We start from the raw sequence: 15,986 nt of genomic DNA, 5'->3' as shown, positions 1-15,986 counted from the left end.
TTGGGTTAACGAGAATTCAGTTCTTCTTTTGCTATTTTTCGCATTTGTTTCTTGTCTATCTGCAAGAACGGTCTTGCTGGTATTTTGGTTTCCCAGGCTTCCGCAGGAGCTTTACCACGCATGGCTCGTAAAATTAATCCGGCTTGCTCTGCAGATAAATTTTGTTGTATCCATCGCATCGTTGGAGACTTCATTTTCCCCACAGCAGCATTAGGATTGATACGGCGAGCAAATACTCTGAATCCTTCCTGCTTTAATGCTTTGGCTTGCTCTTTAGTGGCTCCGCCCTTACCACCATCAATGCTATTAAGGGCTTGTTTTAATCTACTTTTGTCACGCTTAGGTTTTCTCATTTCTTAGCGCCTTAATTGCCGAGGCTCTGGTGTGTCTTTGCCGATGACCATGATGTTGCTTTGAGGCAACTTGTGCTGTGCCAGATTTTCGCCATCCAATCACTGCTTTGTTTTCATTTGACGCTGTAACCGTTAATAAGCGAGCTAAACGAATTTGCATCTTCTTACGTTTTTTACTGGTCCGCTTCTGCCATGCTTTGCCCGTTGGTGTTTGTTGATTCTTTTGATTCTGTCGTGATGTTTTAACTGAAGCCTTTGCTGTTTTATTGAGTATTCTTCGACGCTTCGGTTTGGTTAGTGTCATCAGCTTTAGGGAATCTAAAACCCCTTGCTCTGATTTCTTATCAACATTAATTTTGATCATCAGTAATCACCGGACTTGGTGGGTTATTCGCGTTAATTACTGAAATATGCTCAGCTTCCCAAATCTCATACGGGGCATTAATCCAACGCTTACCACGCCATACAATTTCACCATCAGGATCTTCAATCACCATTAATGGCTCTATCAATTCCACCTCTAATGTCATGATCACCGTATCGTCGTTTTCTGGTTCGACATCAAAACTAGGCTCCGCCAAATTAAACTTTTCTCTGAACTCATCATTGTCATCGAGCCACGCCAACACATTAACCATCACGGTTGCCGGATTTACTTTTTTAAATGGGAACTTCTCAAAGCTAAATACAGCGGTGTATTGCATGTAGCCGATATCAAAACCTTGTCCCTGATTTTTTGGTTGTAGAGTCAGCTCTACATCTTCCATCCAACATTCAAAGTGTTTATGCAAGCGCTCTGGTGTTGTATTACTTAGGTGCTGATTAAGCCCTTGCAGCATAAAGCCTGCTTGTGGCTGACTTTGAATCTCACTCATAGCAATTCAACCCCTACTCGGCTCTTACCAAAAATAGCTCTAATATGTTGTTGGCTTTCTGCTAATAAACGTTCCGTAATTAAGGTTTCATTCTCTGCAACTCGATCACCGGCATCTTTGGTTTGCACCATGGCGAACTCAGGGATTAAATCTGCTTTAGCTCTGGCAAATACCGATTTCTCATACAAGATCACCAATAAGTTTTTGTTATCTATCATTGGCTGCCCTGGAACATCACTTGCTGATGTAATGCCTTCCGCTTCGTAAGCCGTTTTCTTATTAATTAAGGCAATGTTTATTTGGGCTATTGCTGCTGCTAAAGCATATGCAACCGTTTCTGAATCCATGTCAGTTGGAATGCTTCGACGCTTTTCAAAATCACCGGCATTCAAGTTAGGCCAAAAGCCATCATTCTCGATCACGGTGTCTTGATAGTCTGCGCCTGATGAACCACTAAACATTTGATTCTTCCTTATGGATTTTTCTTAGTTGAGAATGTAAATAAGAAATTCCAAGAACATAAATCAAAGCCATCAACGCAGAAAACCAATGCCCAAAAAAGACCAAAGAGGTGAATATCATCCACCCAAGCACCCTACTAACCGATTGTCTTAATCTAGGCTTGAATTTTTTAGAGTGTATTTTAATTACACTTGGGCTTGTTGAAAGCACACCAAGAGCTCCGAGCATCCAAACCCAAGCAATTGATAAATTTAAAAAACCAGAATCAACGTTAAAAAATCCAACGCCATAAATACCGCCTAAGATGCAAAGGCTCATGAAAATATTAAACATTTGATTCTTCCTTTATTTGGGTGCCTCTAAGCCACTGAACACAGAAAATAACAGGGTGATAAATCACTTGTATTTCTTGTCAGCTGAGGCACGGTGGCATGGGAGTCTTTTAACGTTGTCGTTATTGACTACAGATTCTTGCCATCTTTAATGGCACGAATACGTTGTTCTATTTTTTTAACTTGCGTACCTACGCCTGCATGACGATGTTTCTCATGCGCGAGCTGCAATAAAGCTAATGCTTTTTCTAGTGTTTCTACATTGCCAATGGCGGTTGCTTGTGGGTTGCCATCTTCATTTCGAATAAGCGATAACCCTGCAAACTTGTACCATTTGGCTTGCACTTTTTCGTGCAAACGCCATTCAGTGTGAACCTTCTCAAATATTTGCGAGAAGTACGGTTGAATAGAGTGGCCGCGTTCTGATTCACGCTCGGCCCATGCCAATACTTCATCGGCGCAGAATGTCGGCCAATCACGGCGGAAATTCTCTGGCGTTGGCAAATCTCGTTCGATTGCCTTCATACACCAATCAATTGCGGTATCCAGTTCTTTAATGTCGAATAACCAGATCACTAAGTTGGTAAAAATAGGATTTTCAAACTGGTCGCCACTTTCTAAATAGGCTTGAACATACGGTTTGTATTTCGGAACTAAAACGCTGCGCTTATGCTCAACACGATCGGCAATTGCATTAAAAGAGCGTAAATGCTTGCGGTCTTCTTCGAAGTCAATCAGCTTAATGTGTAAGCTGTTGGTGTCAGCCATTGAGCTTACGGTTACAGCGTTAAGCTCTTTGTTTGCTCTTTTTGCAAGGTTGTCTCTCATACCTGGAGATAAGCGCATCGTTATTTACCTTTTATTAAGCAGGGGTAGCACCGAAATGCACTTTTGCTTCGTTAAAACCTGCATAACCTTCATGAGCGCCCACGGCATAACCTTCGTAACGTAGGTATGAGTTTTCATGTTGTTTACGATCTTCTGCATGTTCAGACTTACGGTGACGTGTGTTTTTCTGCGTGTAGACATGCAGGTTTTTCAACGTTGTCACTGTCATTCGCATACCAGGGAAGAACGGAGGCGACATTGCACGACGACCAGCAATAGAGTTAGGCAACTGTTGTGCTGCTTTTTTCTCTGTTGGGGTTGTTGCGGCGTCATATAAACGCGCTTGTTCAAACGAAAGTAAATCAGCGCCCACCAATACGACCAAACTTGGGTCATTACGTAATGCAGGGTGGATCTTGGTGTTGATTAAATCAGATGCCATTGCATCTAAATTTCGATAATCACCTTTTCCGTCTGGGTCTAAATACACATCAACATCGATGATTTGCTCTGGTGATTTGTCTAACACCAGTTGGTTCCAACCCTTGTTAATGTCTTCACCGTTTGGCGATGTTGTTGGATTAGTCGTTTCTGCTACCGAAGTACCATTAAAACCAACACGAAGAATGTCTTGAGCAAAATTAAGAATTGCGTTTTCATTTAAACGCTTCATGAACTCGCCCGGCTTGCCCGAGTTCGCCCATACGCTTAATAAATCCCACGATGCGACAGCACATGAATCAGTCTCTACCAAGGTATAGGTATTACCATCCACTGAGCCAGATGTAGTGTGGCGACCACCTTTTTTACGACCTGTATGAAGTTTATTGGTACCCACTTCAATAACTTGGCCTGTTTTTTGGTCTACATCTTCAACCGTGATAAGTTTTAAGAAATCAACCGATTCCATTAACTTACTTTTTAGCTGCGTTTCAATTGGACCCGATATAGAAAATTGCTTACTTACATCAGGGCATTTAAATACTTCACATTGCTTTGCACAATATTCATCTAACAGTGCGCGAGCGACTTGAGTTAATTGCATTGTTCACTGCTCCTTATGCGTAGTGAGACGTATCTTCCGCTGCACCATCGCCGTTAGGCTCTTGTCCTGGTACTTCTTTCGAAAGAGAATTGAACTTAGTTTCAAGCCCACCTAGCTTTTCAGTAATAGGCTCAAGCGCTTCTTTCAGTGCTGCTGAAAATTGCTCTACCGTTGTACCTTCTGGCGCTGTTTCTGGGGGCGTAACTGGTGGTTTGGCTTCTAGCGAAAACTCTTGTTTAAGCTCGTTTTTTAGATCTGTTTTTAACTCTTCACGCATTACACCAAATTGTTCTTTTAGTGCTACTTTTAGTTGTTCTTCGGTCACATCGGTGTCCTCTGGTTCCACTTCTTGGGGTTGCTCTGGCGAATGCTCACCAGACTTGAAAAAATCATTAACAATTGAAAAGAAACGCTCACTACGCGAATAGCATTCATCTAAATTAAATTCTTCTAAAACGCTGCATTCTAGCTTTGTGGTTTCGCCATCTTTTCGTGAAAAGTGAAGTTCTGAAACACCAGTTGATGCAGGGGAGTCAGTCACTGCGAGCCCTTCTAGGTAACAACGCCCTTCACCCTTATAGTCGGGATTTGGCTCAATAGATGTGAATAGCTTTTGCCCAAATTTATTTGCTTCAAGCAAGTATTGATTTGGTTGTAACTTTGCAAACAAGCGCATTTTGCCATCAAGCTCTTCCGCTTTTAACTCAACCACCTTGCCCCAGTTATCACCATAACCATTAAAACGTTTATGCTCAGGCCAAATTAGTGAGGTGTATTCTTTCTGGTCGTAGCTTTCGGCCATTTGGGTTAACCATTCACGGGTAATTTTACGCCCGTCGATGGTTGGGCCTTCTGTTGCTATTACTTTCCAGTCACTAATTTTCGGCATTTATTTAGGTCTCAAACTTTTATTCACAACTAACGTGAGACAAACAATACGCTTTTGATTCATTGCTTTCAGCCACTTCAATTCCTGATAATTCGGATATTTGCCCTATCCGAATTCATCCGAATTTCACTTAGCTATTTTCGGTTTTTCGAGGGGTATGATGCAGTTATGGCATATTCAGATGAAATCAAAGAGGCCGCGAAAAAGCTTTATTTACGCGGATTACCTCCAAAAGAAATAGCGGCACATCTTAGTTTAAATAGTGACCGTATTATTTATACCTGGGCGGAGAAATTCGGCTGGGCTTTGTTGTTGAATGAACTTTCTGTTGAGGAAATGATTAATCGCCGTTTAGCGGTTTTGATAGATAAAGACGAAAAAAGCGATCAGCAACTTAAAGAGATGGATAAGTTAATTGACCATCACGTTAAGTTATTAAAAGCCATGGGCGATGCAAAAGCTAAAGCTGAAAGAATGCTTTCGCAAGGCAGCTCGAAAGACAACGATTCAGGATCATCCAATCAAGGCCGAGGCAGTAACAAGAAGAAGGGCAAAGGCAAAAATAATATAGAGCACCTAACTGAAGGTGACTTTGTAGATTGGCATGAATCTCTATTTGAATACCAACACGTAATGCGCAACAACATTAAACAGCGTATTCGTAATATTCTTAAATCTCGTCAAATTGGTGCAACCTATTATTTCAGCGGTGAAGCATTAGAAGACGCAATTCTTACTGGGGATAATCAAATATTCCTTTCAGCCTCTCGCGCCCAAGCGGAGGTTTTTCGTAGCTACATTATTGCTATCGGTAAAGAGTTTTTAGATATCGAATTAACAGGCAACCCAATCACTCTATCTAACGGTGCCGAACTTCGATTTTTATCAACCAACAGCAAAACCGCGCAAAGTTATCACGGCCATGTTTATGTTGATGAATATTTCTGGATACCTAAATTTGATGAGCTTAATAAACTGGCTTCGGCCATGGCTACGCATAAAAAATGGCGCAAGACGTATTTCTCAACCCCATCATCAAAAATGCATCAGGCTTATCCTTTCTGGACTGGTGATTCATGGAAAAAAGGCAAAGCATCTCGTGAAAAATTAGAGTTTCCAACCTTTGCAGAGTTTCGTGATGGCGGCAGACTTTGTGATGATAAGCAATGGCGTTATGTTGTCACGATTGAAGATGCCGCCAATGGCGGCTGTGATTTATTCGACATTGACGAACTTCGTGAAGAATACAGCGTTGACGATTTCAACAACTTATTTATGTGCATGTTTGTTGATGGTTCTCTTTCTGTATTTAAATTTTCTGACCTTGAAAAAGGCATGGTCGATGCCGCTCACTGGCAAGATTTTAAACCAAAGAATAAACAACCGTTTGAACATCGTGAAGTGTGGCTAGGTTATGACCCAAGCCGAACGCGTGATAATGCGTGTTTGGTTGTTGTTGCTCCACCCGCTGTTGTAGTTGAAAAATTCCGCGTATTAGAAAAACACTATTGGAAAGGACTCAACTTTCAATATCACGTTTCAGAAATAGATAAAGTATTTAAACGTTACAAGGTGACATACATCGGCGTAGATACCACAGGTATTGGTGGCGGTGTTTGGGATTTGATAAGTAAAAAATACCCGCGTGAAGCTCACGCTATTCACTACAGCAACGAAAACAAAAACCGACTAGTAATGAAAATGATTGATGTTGTTGAAGCCAACCGACTTCAATTTGATGCAGAGCATAAAGACATTGCCATGGCATTCATGTCAATTAAACGAGTACCTACCTCAAGCGGTAACGCGATGACATTTAAAGCTGAACGAAACCAAACCACAGGCCATGCCGACGCCTTCTGGGCAATCTCGCACGCAATCATAAACGAGCCATTGGATCACTCATCACCAACCAAATCAACGTGGGAAACCGCAAAATGACCGAGCAAGCAAACACTTTAGTAACACAAGATAAACCAAAAGACGATTCGGTTTATCATATCGACTCATCACCCGAGGCTGTTGATGCAAGCAGTTGGATGACTTCATACTCTGATTTGTTTTATAACGAGTTTGATGATTATTGGGAGCCGCCAATCTCGCGCCAAGGGCTATCTGATACCTCACGCGCTAACGCTTATCATTGCTCACTGCTTAGGGCTCGAGCTAATTATGTATCTGCACGCTTTGAAGGTGGCGGCGGCTTAACACGTCGACAACTTCAATTTTATTGCAATAATTACTTTACCTTTGGTGATGTGGCATTTTTAAAAATACGCAATGGCTTTGGTGTGCCGGTTCGCCTCTTCCCTTTACCAAGTATGCATTTACGTAAACGTAAAAATGGAGACTTTGCCCTTCTTGAGCGAGATGGCAAACAACGCACTTACAAAGCAAAAGACGTTATCTTTTTGGCTCAAGATGATTTACAGCAACAAGTTTACGGCCTGCCTGATTATTTAGGCAGCTTACAAAGCAGTTTGTTAAATAAAGATGCCACGTTATTCCGTCGTCGTTACTTCAAGAACGGCGCACACATGGGCTTTATCTTTTACGCTTCGGATCCCAACTTAAGCGAAGAAGATGAAAAGAAAATGAAAGAGACCATTGCCAGCTCTAAAGGCGTGGGGAACTTCCGTAGTATGTTTGTGAATATTCCGAACGGTAAAGAGAAAGGCATTCAATTAATTCCGGTTGGCGACATTGCCACTAAAGACGAATTTGAGCGAATTAAAAACATTACCGCTCAAGATATTCTTGTTGGCCATCGAGTACCGGCAGGCAAAGGGGGCATAATGCCGCAACCTGGTTCTAGTTTTCCTGACCCTGAAAAAGTAGGTCGTGAATACGATAAAGACGAGGTTATCCCTGTTTGTAAATTAATTATGGATGAAGTGAACAACGACCCTGAAATCATCCACCGTAAACATTTACATTTACGCTTTAACATTGACATAGAAAAGACCGCTTAAAGAATAAAACACCTTCACGCAAACCGTTTCGTTTTACTGTACATAAACACAGCAAGGAACATATAATGGTTTTGTCAGTCAGAGAGGTGTTTATGCGAGTTTTATGTCAGTGTGGTACTGCGGCTATCGTTAGCCGAAATAATATTACCGAAGCGGTTTGTGAATTATCTTGCTCTTGTAAAGATGCCGAATGCGGCCATTCTTTTATTACGTCTATTTGCTATAAGCATACGTTAGTGCATTCACACATTGAATTGCATAACGGGGCAACAATGGAAGGGAATCGAATTCGTTGCGGATGTGGAGAACGCGCAGTCATTAAGAAAACAAATCGTCTTTCTTATGACTGCGCTGATTTATATTGCGAGTGTAAAAATACAAATTGTAAGCATCAATTTGTTATGTCTTTATATTATAGTCACACCCTAAGCCCATCAGCTAAAACAACTGATACTTTGGTATACTCATTGATTAAAGCACTGCCCCCTCAAACAAGACATGACCTTGGTCGCCAACTCTCTATGTTTTAGTTTGCCATTACGCCAACACTGCCTACTTCAAAAGCCATCTCAAAAATACATAAGATGGCTTTTTGCTTTTCTGGATCTAATATCCCTTTGTTATCCGCCATGACCAACCCTGCAATATAATTTGCCGCACATTTTGTTTCAGTACTTACCTCACTGCTTGCTATTCCATCAATGATGATATTTAGTGCAGCCAATACAATATCGTTTTCTTTATTATTTTGGTGTTCAAAACTCAGTAAACCTACAGACATGCAACCTCCTAACTAATAACTTTACTGTATATTAATACAGTGGTTTTCAACTAACAAATTTATTCTTATTTTTTGAGTTACACTTTAGGGGTACGCATCACCTACCCCTTGACTGCACCACACAAACAACAATAACAATCAATTTTATTGATCCGTAAAATCCCAAGCTCGACCGACGCTTTTATCATGACCAGCCAGCTTTACGCCTCTTTAACTTTGTAGCCGTTATTGTTCCACGGCTCTAATATATTTTGCTCATGCAGGGTATTTAGAATAATTTTGATTTGCTCTTGTGGCAGATTAAACGCGACTTTTAACCCTCGTTGGCTTGGCTTTACGGCACCAGTTAAAATTGCTTCTTTTACTTCTTCTATCACACTGGCGGCAAACTGCATTTCTACACTTTTTAACGGCTCTACACTTGGCAATACACTTTGAACCACTTGCATTTCACTTGGTGGTGCATCCCTTGTATTTACTGGGTTTGATACACTTTTTACACTTACTTCAAGTGTATTTAATGTGTGTAAAGTAAGGGCCATAACCACAGAAACCACTTCGATTGATACAGCAATAACCAGCGTGATAATCGCATTATATTCACGAAGTATAGATGTGTTTTTTACACTTGATTGCGCGTGATAAAGTGCGTTTAATTCATCAGTGACGGTTGAGATCATTACCGTGGTTTCTGCCGCTTTGGTTGTGTGGTTAATGCGAAGTTGTTCATTTGATAGTTGCTGCAAATTAACGAGCTGCTGTTGTTTTAGTTTTATTTGTTCAGTAATGGCAACGTTTTGTTTTGTAGATACGGCCATGTTATCTGCACCCTTTTCAATTGCAGATATTGAAGCAATGGTACTAATAACCATAAGAACGCCAGTTAACCCAACCAATAACAACGCAACAAATTGGTTTTGTTTGGCTATTGTTGGTATAAATGTTGGCGTGATTGTTTTCACCAAATCAAGGGTAATTCCAATTAATGAAAATATAACCGCAACACCAATGGCCGCGCCCAGCTCGTTCATGTAAAGGTACGTTAAATAAGCCGAGGTAACCGCACATGATAATAGGACTAATGTGCAAAATGTTTTTGATAATGTGTTGTTCATAATTATTCCTTTAGTTTAGTGAAGCATGGCAGTATGAAGATGAAACTAACTGATATTTTCCGGTGGTATAACGAAACCGAACGGTGCAGGTGCAGGTGCAATCACCATCCTTACTAGCTAAATCAGTACCAATGAAATATCTTGATTTATTCCTTAGCGGTAAATATTTTCGTTTATATTTAAAGTTACTCATTTCTAACCCTTTTATTCACTTAATTATTTAAACTATGACTCTTTCTAAACAATCACATTTACACACCGAAGATGAACCACTTGTTCTTATATGCAGTAACGTTCCATCCCCCAAATCTAAATAAGCCATTACATAACCCTGCTCACTAGAAAAATAAGCGTTTTTTTTCTTATTAAATGCAAAACCCTCCGTTAAATCATCCGTATTCAATGCATCAAAAAGAACAAAATCACGGTCTTTATATGAAGGTGGAAAACCTAAATCTATAATTTCATCATCAATCAACAATCTTCCTAAATATCTTTGAACCCATGGTTTCATCGGCATTATTTGCTGATTACCGGCTGAACCCTTTTTACCCATTTTTGAGAAAATATCTCCCACAGCTAAAATGTCTCCTGATGCCAACATAAAACATTCTTTTTTTATTGAAGTGTATTTATTTAAATCTAGACGAAGTAAAAAACACGAATCAATACCCGAATTTAAATACGAAAGCCCTTCCATAGTCATATTTCCTCACACTAACGGCCATTCATCGTCACCAAAATCACAGTCTGGGAAGATTGAAAGGTCTGGTTGTTGATATTCGTTTGAATTGGTGTCGGTTGGGGCGTCTGGCCAACCTTCAAAATCAAGCCAACTTAAGTTTTCTGGCTCTTTTGTTATTTCAATTAGCTCTGGTTGACGAACGTTGCCGTCCATATCCACATAACCTGAGCGTAATTTTACTTTTCTACCATCATGAAGGTTTAAAGTGCTGCCCTTCATAAAGGCATTAAGTGCATGTTCATCAAGGGATTCTGGTTTTTTACCCAAAGGCGTTAACAAAGTAGATAGCTTATCGCTAACCTGTCCTTTGCGGCTCTCTTTGAGATCGCGCGTACAGTTATTGACAGAACTCCAAGGAGCAGCTGCGCTGCCATCAAGAGCAAGAGCCCCCGCTTCAAGTTCAGTTACAACTTTAGGTTTGTTTTGAATTGTCCACTTTCTTACGCGAGTTTTAATAAACTCACCCGCCGCAAAAATACCTTCTATCTTACGAATGGTTTCAGAGTAGCGAGACGAAAACGGCAGTTCTTCATAAGCGTTACGAACCATTAACTGAGCGCGTTTAACAAATGGACCGCCTTGGCCCATGATGTAACCTTGCCAATTACCTTCGTCGGCTGATTGCATCGTAGCGACCACGCTGTTGTTCTCGTGCTTAATGGTTGGTTTATACGCATCACCCAAACGCTTCATAATGACTGATTTGGTTAGCATGATACTTGGTAGATGCGGACCCATATCGTTAGCGGTCATGTCACGGTACACAGTCAATAACTCTTCACGTTTTTGACTGTGTAAGAAATCCATGTATGACGCTTTATCAAGATTTGCTAAACGACGAAGTTCGCGGTAAGTGGTAACCGGTGCGCCGCCAATAAATTGAAATTGACGAATACACCAGCGACTTTTCCACGCTGTTACATTTTTAGCCATATCTTTAATTGGTTTATCCGTTTCGTCTGAAACTTCATCATCCATTTTATAGCCGTCAATGTTTTTAGAAATATACTTGGCAATATAGCCCGTTGCTGAACCTTGCTCTGAGTCGATAGCTTTAATGTCACAACGTGCAGAATAATCAAACACGCCTTTTTTCATTAGCTCGTGCTTGTCTTCTTTTGTTGCGTAATCAATAAATATTTTAGTAATGGCTTCTTTTTCTTCTGGCTTGCACCATAGAAGTAAATGCCAGTGTGGTGTGCCATCGTGATGCGGCTCTGCAACACGAATACCAAACCAACGAAACTCTTCACGGCCTAACTTAGCGCGAATACGTGACCAAACTCCGTTTAAATACACTTGTGCATCACGAGGGCTTGAGCCATTCCAGTGTTCAATAAAACCGCCACGTTGGTAACTATTATGATATTTACCTGGTGCGGTTAATGTTAAGAATAAACCGCATAGCTCCATTTCTTCGGCGATGTTTTCACAGCCACGCGTGCGAGTCATTAATTCATGACGACGAATAGCAGGGTTAGACACGCTTTTTAACACCATGTCTTCCATGCTGCATTCTTCTTGGGTTTCATCATCAACCAAGATTTGGTTTTGAATGTATTCCCAATTCTTTCTTTGCTGTTCTTTATGCTCACGAACGCAATCATAAGAGCAATATGCAGAGGCGCGTTTAGACACCTGCCCCATAGCAATGGCCAAGTGCTCACGCATTATCTTTCTTGCTTTTTTAAGGCTCGTTAACCAAAACTTCTCATCCAACATACGGAAAATATCGCCGTAAACATCTTGGGCTATTCTGGTTTTTGGATTTTTCTTTGTGCAAGGCGCAGCAAAGCCAAAAGATAACGTTAACTCTGCCAGCTCGTCATAAATATTAAGTAAACCTTCATTTATTTCTTGGTCTGTTTCGCCTGCGTATTTTTTATTTAGCAGATTAAAGCGGCGATTCATGATTTGAGATATTTTAAACGCCATGTCTTTTAACTCGTCTAATTCCATTTCGGCAAGTAGGCGAGACTTTGGCTTTTTGATTTCGACCTTTTCTAGATCAAACTGTAGTTGGCCTTCTTTTGGCGTAGCATCAAAATCACATTGGTCAGCGTCTTCATCTTCGCTCATCAATTTGATTTTATTGTAGGTTGGCAATTGGCGGTAACGGTACAACACTAAACTTACACGGCGTTGCAGCTCTCCACCCATTCTTTCACGTAGATAAGTATTTGCCTCTGCTCGGCCTTTTTTCTTGAAAATGGCAATATAGCGATCAGCAAAGTACTTGCTTAAGTAAGAAGGTAAATCAGCAAAGAATTGCTTGCGCCATTCATGATCAACTTTATCGACCGAATATAAATTGCGCTCGATAACTGTCATGTTCTCAGGCTCTGGTGTTTCAAAGCTTACTTGAGAATAAGGCGCTTGAATCGCTTTTGGCTTTTGAGGGAATACGCACAAACCACCAAAGCTTAAACAAGCTTTAGTGGCTGCACGTTGTTCTTGAGGGGTAAATGTAAGCTTTGCCATTAAAACGGGATATCCGAAATATCGAGGCCAGCAGTATTAATCTTGAACATTTTATGGAGCAATAGCCTCTCAGCTAATGGCATTAATTGAATCTGAATAGAAACATGAGGCTCTGATGGATTAACAATATTATCAACCTTATAAATTATCTCTCTACAGAACTCAGGATCACTCAACGAGTCAAAATAATCACAACAGTGAGATGACAAGGTATCTGATGTAAAACAAAAATGCTCAAAACCAATAATTGGTAATAACGAATCTTTATTTTTTAGTAATCTAGCCAAAGAAAAAAGCTGTTCATACACATCTTTAACAGAACTGATACGGGGTTTCACTCGGTCATCTACAATGTTCATAACGCTGCAAACTCCTGTGTATCACAAATCATAAAACCGCCCGTGTGATTGCCACGAACTAACATACCATTGGTGATGTGCTCGCACTGCAATTGCACACAAGCGTTATCAATCGCCAACTCTTTTGATTCATACTCGCCTAACTCTTTAATTTGAATTTCGTCAGTTTTGGCATCACGAACCACACCGCCGCCACTGTTTAAAACAACTGCAAGGAAACGAAGCATGATTATTCCCCTAGCTTACGGCCACAGAAAGGACAGTAACTGCACATAATTCCAATTGAATCTTTAGTCAGGTTTTTAGCAGGTGCTTTATCTTTCTTAATTTTTCGATAAGTGACTTCAAGACTAGGATTTACAGGAACATGATCACCACTAAAAAAGATTGCGGCGTCTTTCCAACTTACAGAAAAATCAACGATGTCTCTTGGTAACTTAGCTCTAATATGTTCTTTTGCTTTATTGCGGGTTTCTTCAAAACAATTACATGATTTACTCATCTCTATTCCCCTTTACTTTCAAGTACTGCATACACTTCTAACCAGCCATCTAATTGGCTTTCGGTTGGTGCAACGCCGTGGTTCTGCATAAATGCAATGGACATCTTCGCTAAGAACTTATCTTTGTTCATTAGATTGACTCCAACATTGGCGAGCCGTGTTCTGGCTCAAAATCACGCCACCATGTTTGCATCATTGATTGCTGGGCAACCGAACGGCACGAAGAAGAAATAAAGAAAAGGGCACGAATAGCGCCAAGGGATTGCTGCTCTAAATCAGGGTTATTTGTCGTATCAAAAACCACAACCCAAAACGACCACCAAGCAGTGATAAAATCAGAAAGACATAAACCTTGCTCAGTACCGTTAACATTCACAAGCATGGCGCGTTGTGAATCAAGCGAGCAAATCACGCCTTGTGATACGGTTTCTTTGTTAAATGCTTTTAAGAACATGTTGATTTTTCGAGAGGTAAAACCTGCACCACGAAGGGCAAATTCTAGATCAGCTTGATATACAGAAATAACACTCATGCCGTTACCTCTGCGTTGTCTTTTGCTTCAATGATAAGTTCAGCAAATTTGCTTTCTATTTGAATACATCGCGCAAGTGCATTAGATTCACTCAAATCAGCGTGTTCATGGAGCTTAGTTTCACGTTCTTCCGTATTTTCCCACGCAATAACATAAAAAGTCCCTGTACCGTCGTAAAGAGTTCCAAAATTAAAACTCACAACCAAAGAAGATGGCGAGTCCATCGTCATTGCAACAATTGAATTAATCACCGCTAACACATCGCGCTGTTGGATTGCTTTAAGATTATCTTTCGCTACAAGTTCAACATCGCCAGAAATAGATTTTGTTCCATCAATAAAACGAGAGAATAACGCTACCGTTTTTCTTTCTGTTGCTTCCATTTTTTCATGCAGTTCATTCGCTTTATTAAGGTGTTCCAGTGATGCTTGATAAAACTGCTTTGCTGTTTTTAAGTCATTCATATTCATTGCTCCCATGCAATAAAACAAAATTTAGGTACAAAAAAAGCCCCTATTAGAGGGCAAAGGCTCACAAGTGTTGGTACTAAGCGGTGAAGTGACTCGGTTTTAACTTATTCACATCACCAACCTTTGAATAAACTCGCTTAGTTATGTCTTGCAAAACCTGCATACCACGGCGAACTTTTTGTAATTCAAGATCATCAAAATCTTCAAAACTACGAAAACAATCTTTAGGAGATAAACCGCCCGCAATGCAAATTAGGCCACGGCCTTGTTTATCAAATGAATTAAACACAATTTTTAACTGCTTGCGTTTGCCACCGTTTGTAAATAACGATTTTGCTTCGGCAATGCTTTCTTGTGCTGTTGGCGTTTGTATCTCTTGCTTTTTGGCTAACTGGCTCATAACCGTTCCTCACATCAAACCTGGAAGTGGCGCACCGTTAGCCAAAAAATCTGTGCCAAACTGCAATATTGGCTGTAGGCCTGTGGTGCGATTCTCTAAATCATTTATCAACAAAACTAAATTACTTAGTGCGCCTTGTGCTTTTGCTAATGTTTTTCGCTTTTTGCTGCGTGGTAAACGCTCTGCATTACACATGTCCAATGCATCGCTAGAAAGCTCACCTGAGTATTTGCTATTCAAAAGTGTTCTTTCAAAATAACTCTTTTCATCTTGCTGCCCTGGCAGAGCAATAGTGACTACGCCCAAATCTGCAAACATCGTATTTAAAATGGTGTAATCGTTTGATGCTTTGCACAGCATCGCTAAATCTACTGGGTCTAACTTATGGGATTGTTCTGGGTTTAACCTATTGCGTAATAACGTGCCGCTTTTCATGCCTGTTATTATCGCCAACTCTTCCATGTTGTGGTTCAGTCTGAAATCACTGCAAACAGCGTCATACTGCTTCTGTTTGCGCTCACGTAATTCGCACATATCCATATTTGAACTCATAATTCACACTCTATTACGTCAAAAGTACGCATATTTGCCATTTAATGACTACATTTAAGTACAAGGACCATTTTTGAAATGAAAATTCACACTTGCTGTAGTGCAGAGTTCTCAAACATTTTCACAATGTTGATACGAACAAGACCCTTTCCAGCCTCTTTAGGCAGCGTTGGGTATTTTCCACTTTTGATATTGTTCTCAATTGACGACATAGATTCGCCCGTTTGTTCTGAGAATTTCTTTTTTGTCCAAAAAGGTGCAGGTGGCACTATTGCGATTGAAGCCATGGTGAT

The 15,986-nt window shown here is 40.5% G+C and carries 24 protein-coding genes; 3 read left to right on the top strand and 21 right to left on the bottom strand.

Annotated features, from left to right (window positions below):
• Positions 1-5: 5 nt before the first annotated feature.
• The 8 genes from VSAL_RS05670 to VSAL_RS05635 all read right to left on the bottom strand — a co-directional run bounded on the left by VSAL_RS05670 (position 6) and on the right by VSAL_RS05635 (position 4,784).
• The gene (locus VSAL_RS05670; protein WP_049940334.1) at positions 6-353 is read right to left on the bottom strand and encodes a hypothetical protein; all 348 of its coding nucleotides are present in this window, start codon (positions 351-353) and stop codon (positions 6-8) included.
• Entirely contained in the window at positions 340-717 is a 378-nt protein-coding gene (locus tag VSAL_RS05665) for a phage virion morphogenesis protein (protein WP_044583213.1), read from the bottom strand. The genes VSAL_RS05670 and VSAL_RS05665 overlap by 14 nt, the downstream gene beginning before the upstream one ends.
• Complete coding sequence (locus VSAL_RS05660) at positions 704-1,228, bottom strand: phage tail protein (RefSeq protein WP_012549791.1); 525 nt, start codon at positions 1,226-1,228, stop codon at positions 704-706. The genes VSAL_RS05665 and VSAL_RS05660 overlap by 14 nt, the downstream gene beginning before the upstream one ends.
• The gene (locus VSAL_RS05655) at positions 1,225-1,689 is read right to left on the bottom strand and encodes a head completion/stabilization protein (RefSeq protein ID WP_012549790.1); all 465 of its coding nucleotides are present in this window, start codon (positions 1,687-1,689) and stop codon (positions 1,225-1,227) included. Before VSAL_RS05655 ends, VSAL_RS05660 begins: the two co-directional genes overlap by 4 nt.
• The gene (locus VSAL_RS05650; protein ID WP_012549789.1) at positions 1,682-2,023 is read right to left on the bottom strand and encodes a hypothetical protein; all 342 of its coding nucleotides are present in this window, start codon (positions 2,021-2,023) and stop codon (positions 1,682-1,684) included. Before VSAL_RS05650 ends, VSAL_RS05655 begins: the two co-directional genes overlap by 8 nt.
• Positions 2,024-2,151: 128 nt before the next feature.
• On the bottom strand, positions 2,152-2,868 hold the full coding sequence (gene gpM, locus VSAL_RS05645) for a phage terminase small subunit (RefSeq protein WP_012549788.1): 717 nt from the start codon (positions 2,866-2,868) through the stop codon (positions 2,152-2,154).
• A gap of 16 nt (positions 2,869-2,884) precedes the next feature.
• A complete protein-coding gene (locus VSAL_RS05640) occupies positions 2,885-3,895 on the bottom strand; it encodes a phage major capsid protein, P2 family (RefSeq protein WP_012549787.1) in 1,011 nt (336 codons plus the stop codon).
• Positions 3,896-3,908: 13 nt separating this feature from the next.
• A complete protein-coding gene (locus VSAL_RS05635; RefSeq protein ID WP_012549786.1) occupies positions 3,909-4,784 on the bottom strand; it encodes a GPO family capsid scaffolding protein in 876 nt (291 codons plus the stop codon).
• 168 nt (positions 4,785-4,952) lie between these two features.
• Between VSAL_RS05635 and VSAL_RS05630 the strand changes: the two genes are divergently transcribed.
• From VSAL_RS05630 to VSAL_RS23770, 3 genes are all read left to right on the top strand, one after another.
• On the top strand, positions 4,953-6,725 hold the full coding sequence (locus tag VSAL_RS05630; protein ID WP_012549785.1) for a terminase large subunit domain-containing protein: 1,773 nt from the start codon (positions 4,953-4,955) through the stop codon (positions 6,723-6,725).
• Positions 6,722-7,756, top strand: a complete 1,035-nt coding sequence (locus VSAL_RS05625) for a phage portal protein (RefSeq protein ID WP_012549784.1) — start codon at positions 6,722-6,724, stop codon at positions 7,754-7,756. Before VSAL_RS05630 ends, VSAL_RS05625 begins: the two co-directional genes overlap by 4 nt.
• 272 nt (positions 7,757-8,028) lie before the next feature.
• Positions 8,029-8,286 (top strand): ogr/Delta-like zinc finger family protein, encoded by a 258-nt coding sequence (locus tag VSAL_RS23770; protein ID WP_044583410.1) that lies wholly within the window; start codon positions 8,029-8,031, stop codon positions 8,284-8,286.
• Here VSAL_RS23770 and VSAL_RS05615 read toward each other — a convergent pair.
• From VSAL_RS05615 to VSAL_RS05560, 13 genes are all read right to left on the bottom strand, one after another.
• Entirely contained in the window at positions 8,283-8,537 is a 255-nt protein-coding gene (locus VSAL_RS05615) for a hypothetical protein (RefSeq protein WP_012549782.1), read from the bottom strand. The genes VSAL_RS23770 and VSAL_RS05615 overlap by 4 nt on opposite strands.
• A 200-nt stretch (positions 8,538-8,737) precedes the next feature.
• The gene (locus VSAL_RS05610) at positions 8,738-9,652 is read right to left on the bottom strand and encodes a hypothetical protein (RefSeq protein WP_012549781.1); all 915 of its coding nucleotides are present in this window, start codon (positions 9,650-9,652) and stop codon (positions 8,738-8,740) included.
• 220 nt (positions 9,653-9,872) lie between these two features.
• Positions 9,873-10,352 (bottom strand): hypothetical protein, encoded by a 480-nt coding sequence (locus tag VSAL_RS05605; RefSeq protein ID WP_044583212.1) that lies wholly within the window; start codon positions 10,350-10,352, stop codon positions 9,873-9,875.
• A 12-nt stretch (positions 10,353-10,364) separates the two neighbouring features.
• The gene (locus VSAL_RS05600) at positions 10,365-12,878 is read right to left on the bottom strand and encodes a replication endonuclease (protein WP_012549779.1); all 2,514 of its coding nucleotides are present in this window, start codon (positions 12,876-12,878) and stop codon (positions 10,365-10,367) included.
• The gene (locus VSAL_RS05595; protein WP_012549778.1) at positions 12,878-13,237 is read right to left on the bottom strand and encodes a hypothetical protein; all 360 of its coding nucleotides are present in this window, start codon (positions 13,235-13,237) and stop codon (positions 12,878-12,880) included. The genes VSAL_RS05600 and VSAL_RS05595 overlap by 1 nt, the downstream gene beginning before the upstream one ends.
• Positions 13,234-13,464 (bottom strand): hypothetical protein, encoded by a 231-nt coding sequence (locus VSAL_RS05590; protein WP_012549777.1) that lies wholly within the window; start codon positions 13,462-13,464, stop codon positions 13,234-13,236. The genes VSAL_RS05595 and VSAL_RS05590 overlap by 4 nt, the downstream gene beginning before the upstream one ends.
• A 2-nt stretch (positions 13,465-13,466) precedes the next feature.
• Positions 13,467-13,739, bottom strand: a complete 273-nt coding sequence (locus VSAL_RS05585; RefSeq protein ID WP_012549776.1) for a hypothetical protein — start codon at positions 13,737-13,739, stop codon at positions 13,467-13,469.
• A 2-nt stretch (positions 13,740-13,741) separates the two neighbouring features.
• Positions 13,742-13,870, bottom strand: coding sequence for a hypothetical protein (locus VSAL_RS24060; RefSeq protein ID WP_012549775.1), 129 nt, complete (start codon positions 13,868-13,870; stop codon positions 13,742-13,744).
• A complete protein-coding gene (locus VSAL_RS05580; protein WP_012549774.1) occupies positions 13,870-14,271 on the bottom strand; it encodes a hypothetical protein in 402 nt (133 codons plus the stop codon). The genes VSAL_RS24060 and VSAL_RS05580 overlap by 1 nt, the downstream gene beginning before the upstream one ends.
• Positions 14,268-14,735, bottom strand: coding sequence for a hypothetical protein (locus tag VSAL_RS05575; protein WP_231850881.1), 468 nt, complete (start codon positions 14,733-14,735; stop codon positions 14,268-14,270). Before VSAL_RS05575 ends, VSAL_RS05580 begins: the two co-directional genes overlap by 4 nt.
• Positions 14,736-14,817: 82 nt before the next feature.
• Entirely contained in the window at positions 14,818-15,141 is a 324-nt protein-coding gene (locus tag VSAL_RS05570) for a hypothetical protein (RefSeq protein WP_012549772.1), read from the bottom strand.
• Positions 15,142-15,150: 9 nt separating this feature from the next.
• Positions 15,151-15,693, bottom strand: a complete 543-nt coding sequence (locus VSAL_RS05565) for a phage regulatory CII family protein (RefSeq protein ID WP_012549771.1) — start codon at positions 15,691-15,693, stop codon at positions 15,151-15,153.
• 86 nt (positions 15,694-15,779) lie between these two features.
• The gene (locus VSAL_RS05560; RefSeq protein WP_012549770.1) at positions 15,780-15,980 is read right to left on the bottom strand and encodes a hypothetical protein; all 201 of its coding nucleotides are present in this window, start codon (positions 15,978-15,980) and stop codon (positions 15,780-15,782) included.
• Positions 15,981-15,986 lie beyond the last annotated feature (6 nt).

Source organism: Aliivibrio salmonicida LFI1238 (genome assembly GCF_000196495.1).
GTDB classification, from domain to species: Bacteria; Pseudomonadota; Gammaproteobacteria; order Enterobacterales; family Vibrionaceae; genus Aliivibrio; species Aliivibrio salmonicida.
The sequence above is the reverse complement of the archived record's forward strand: the minus strand, read 5'-3'. Positions and strand labels throughout refer to the sequence as shown.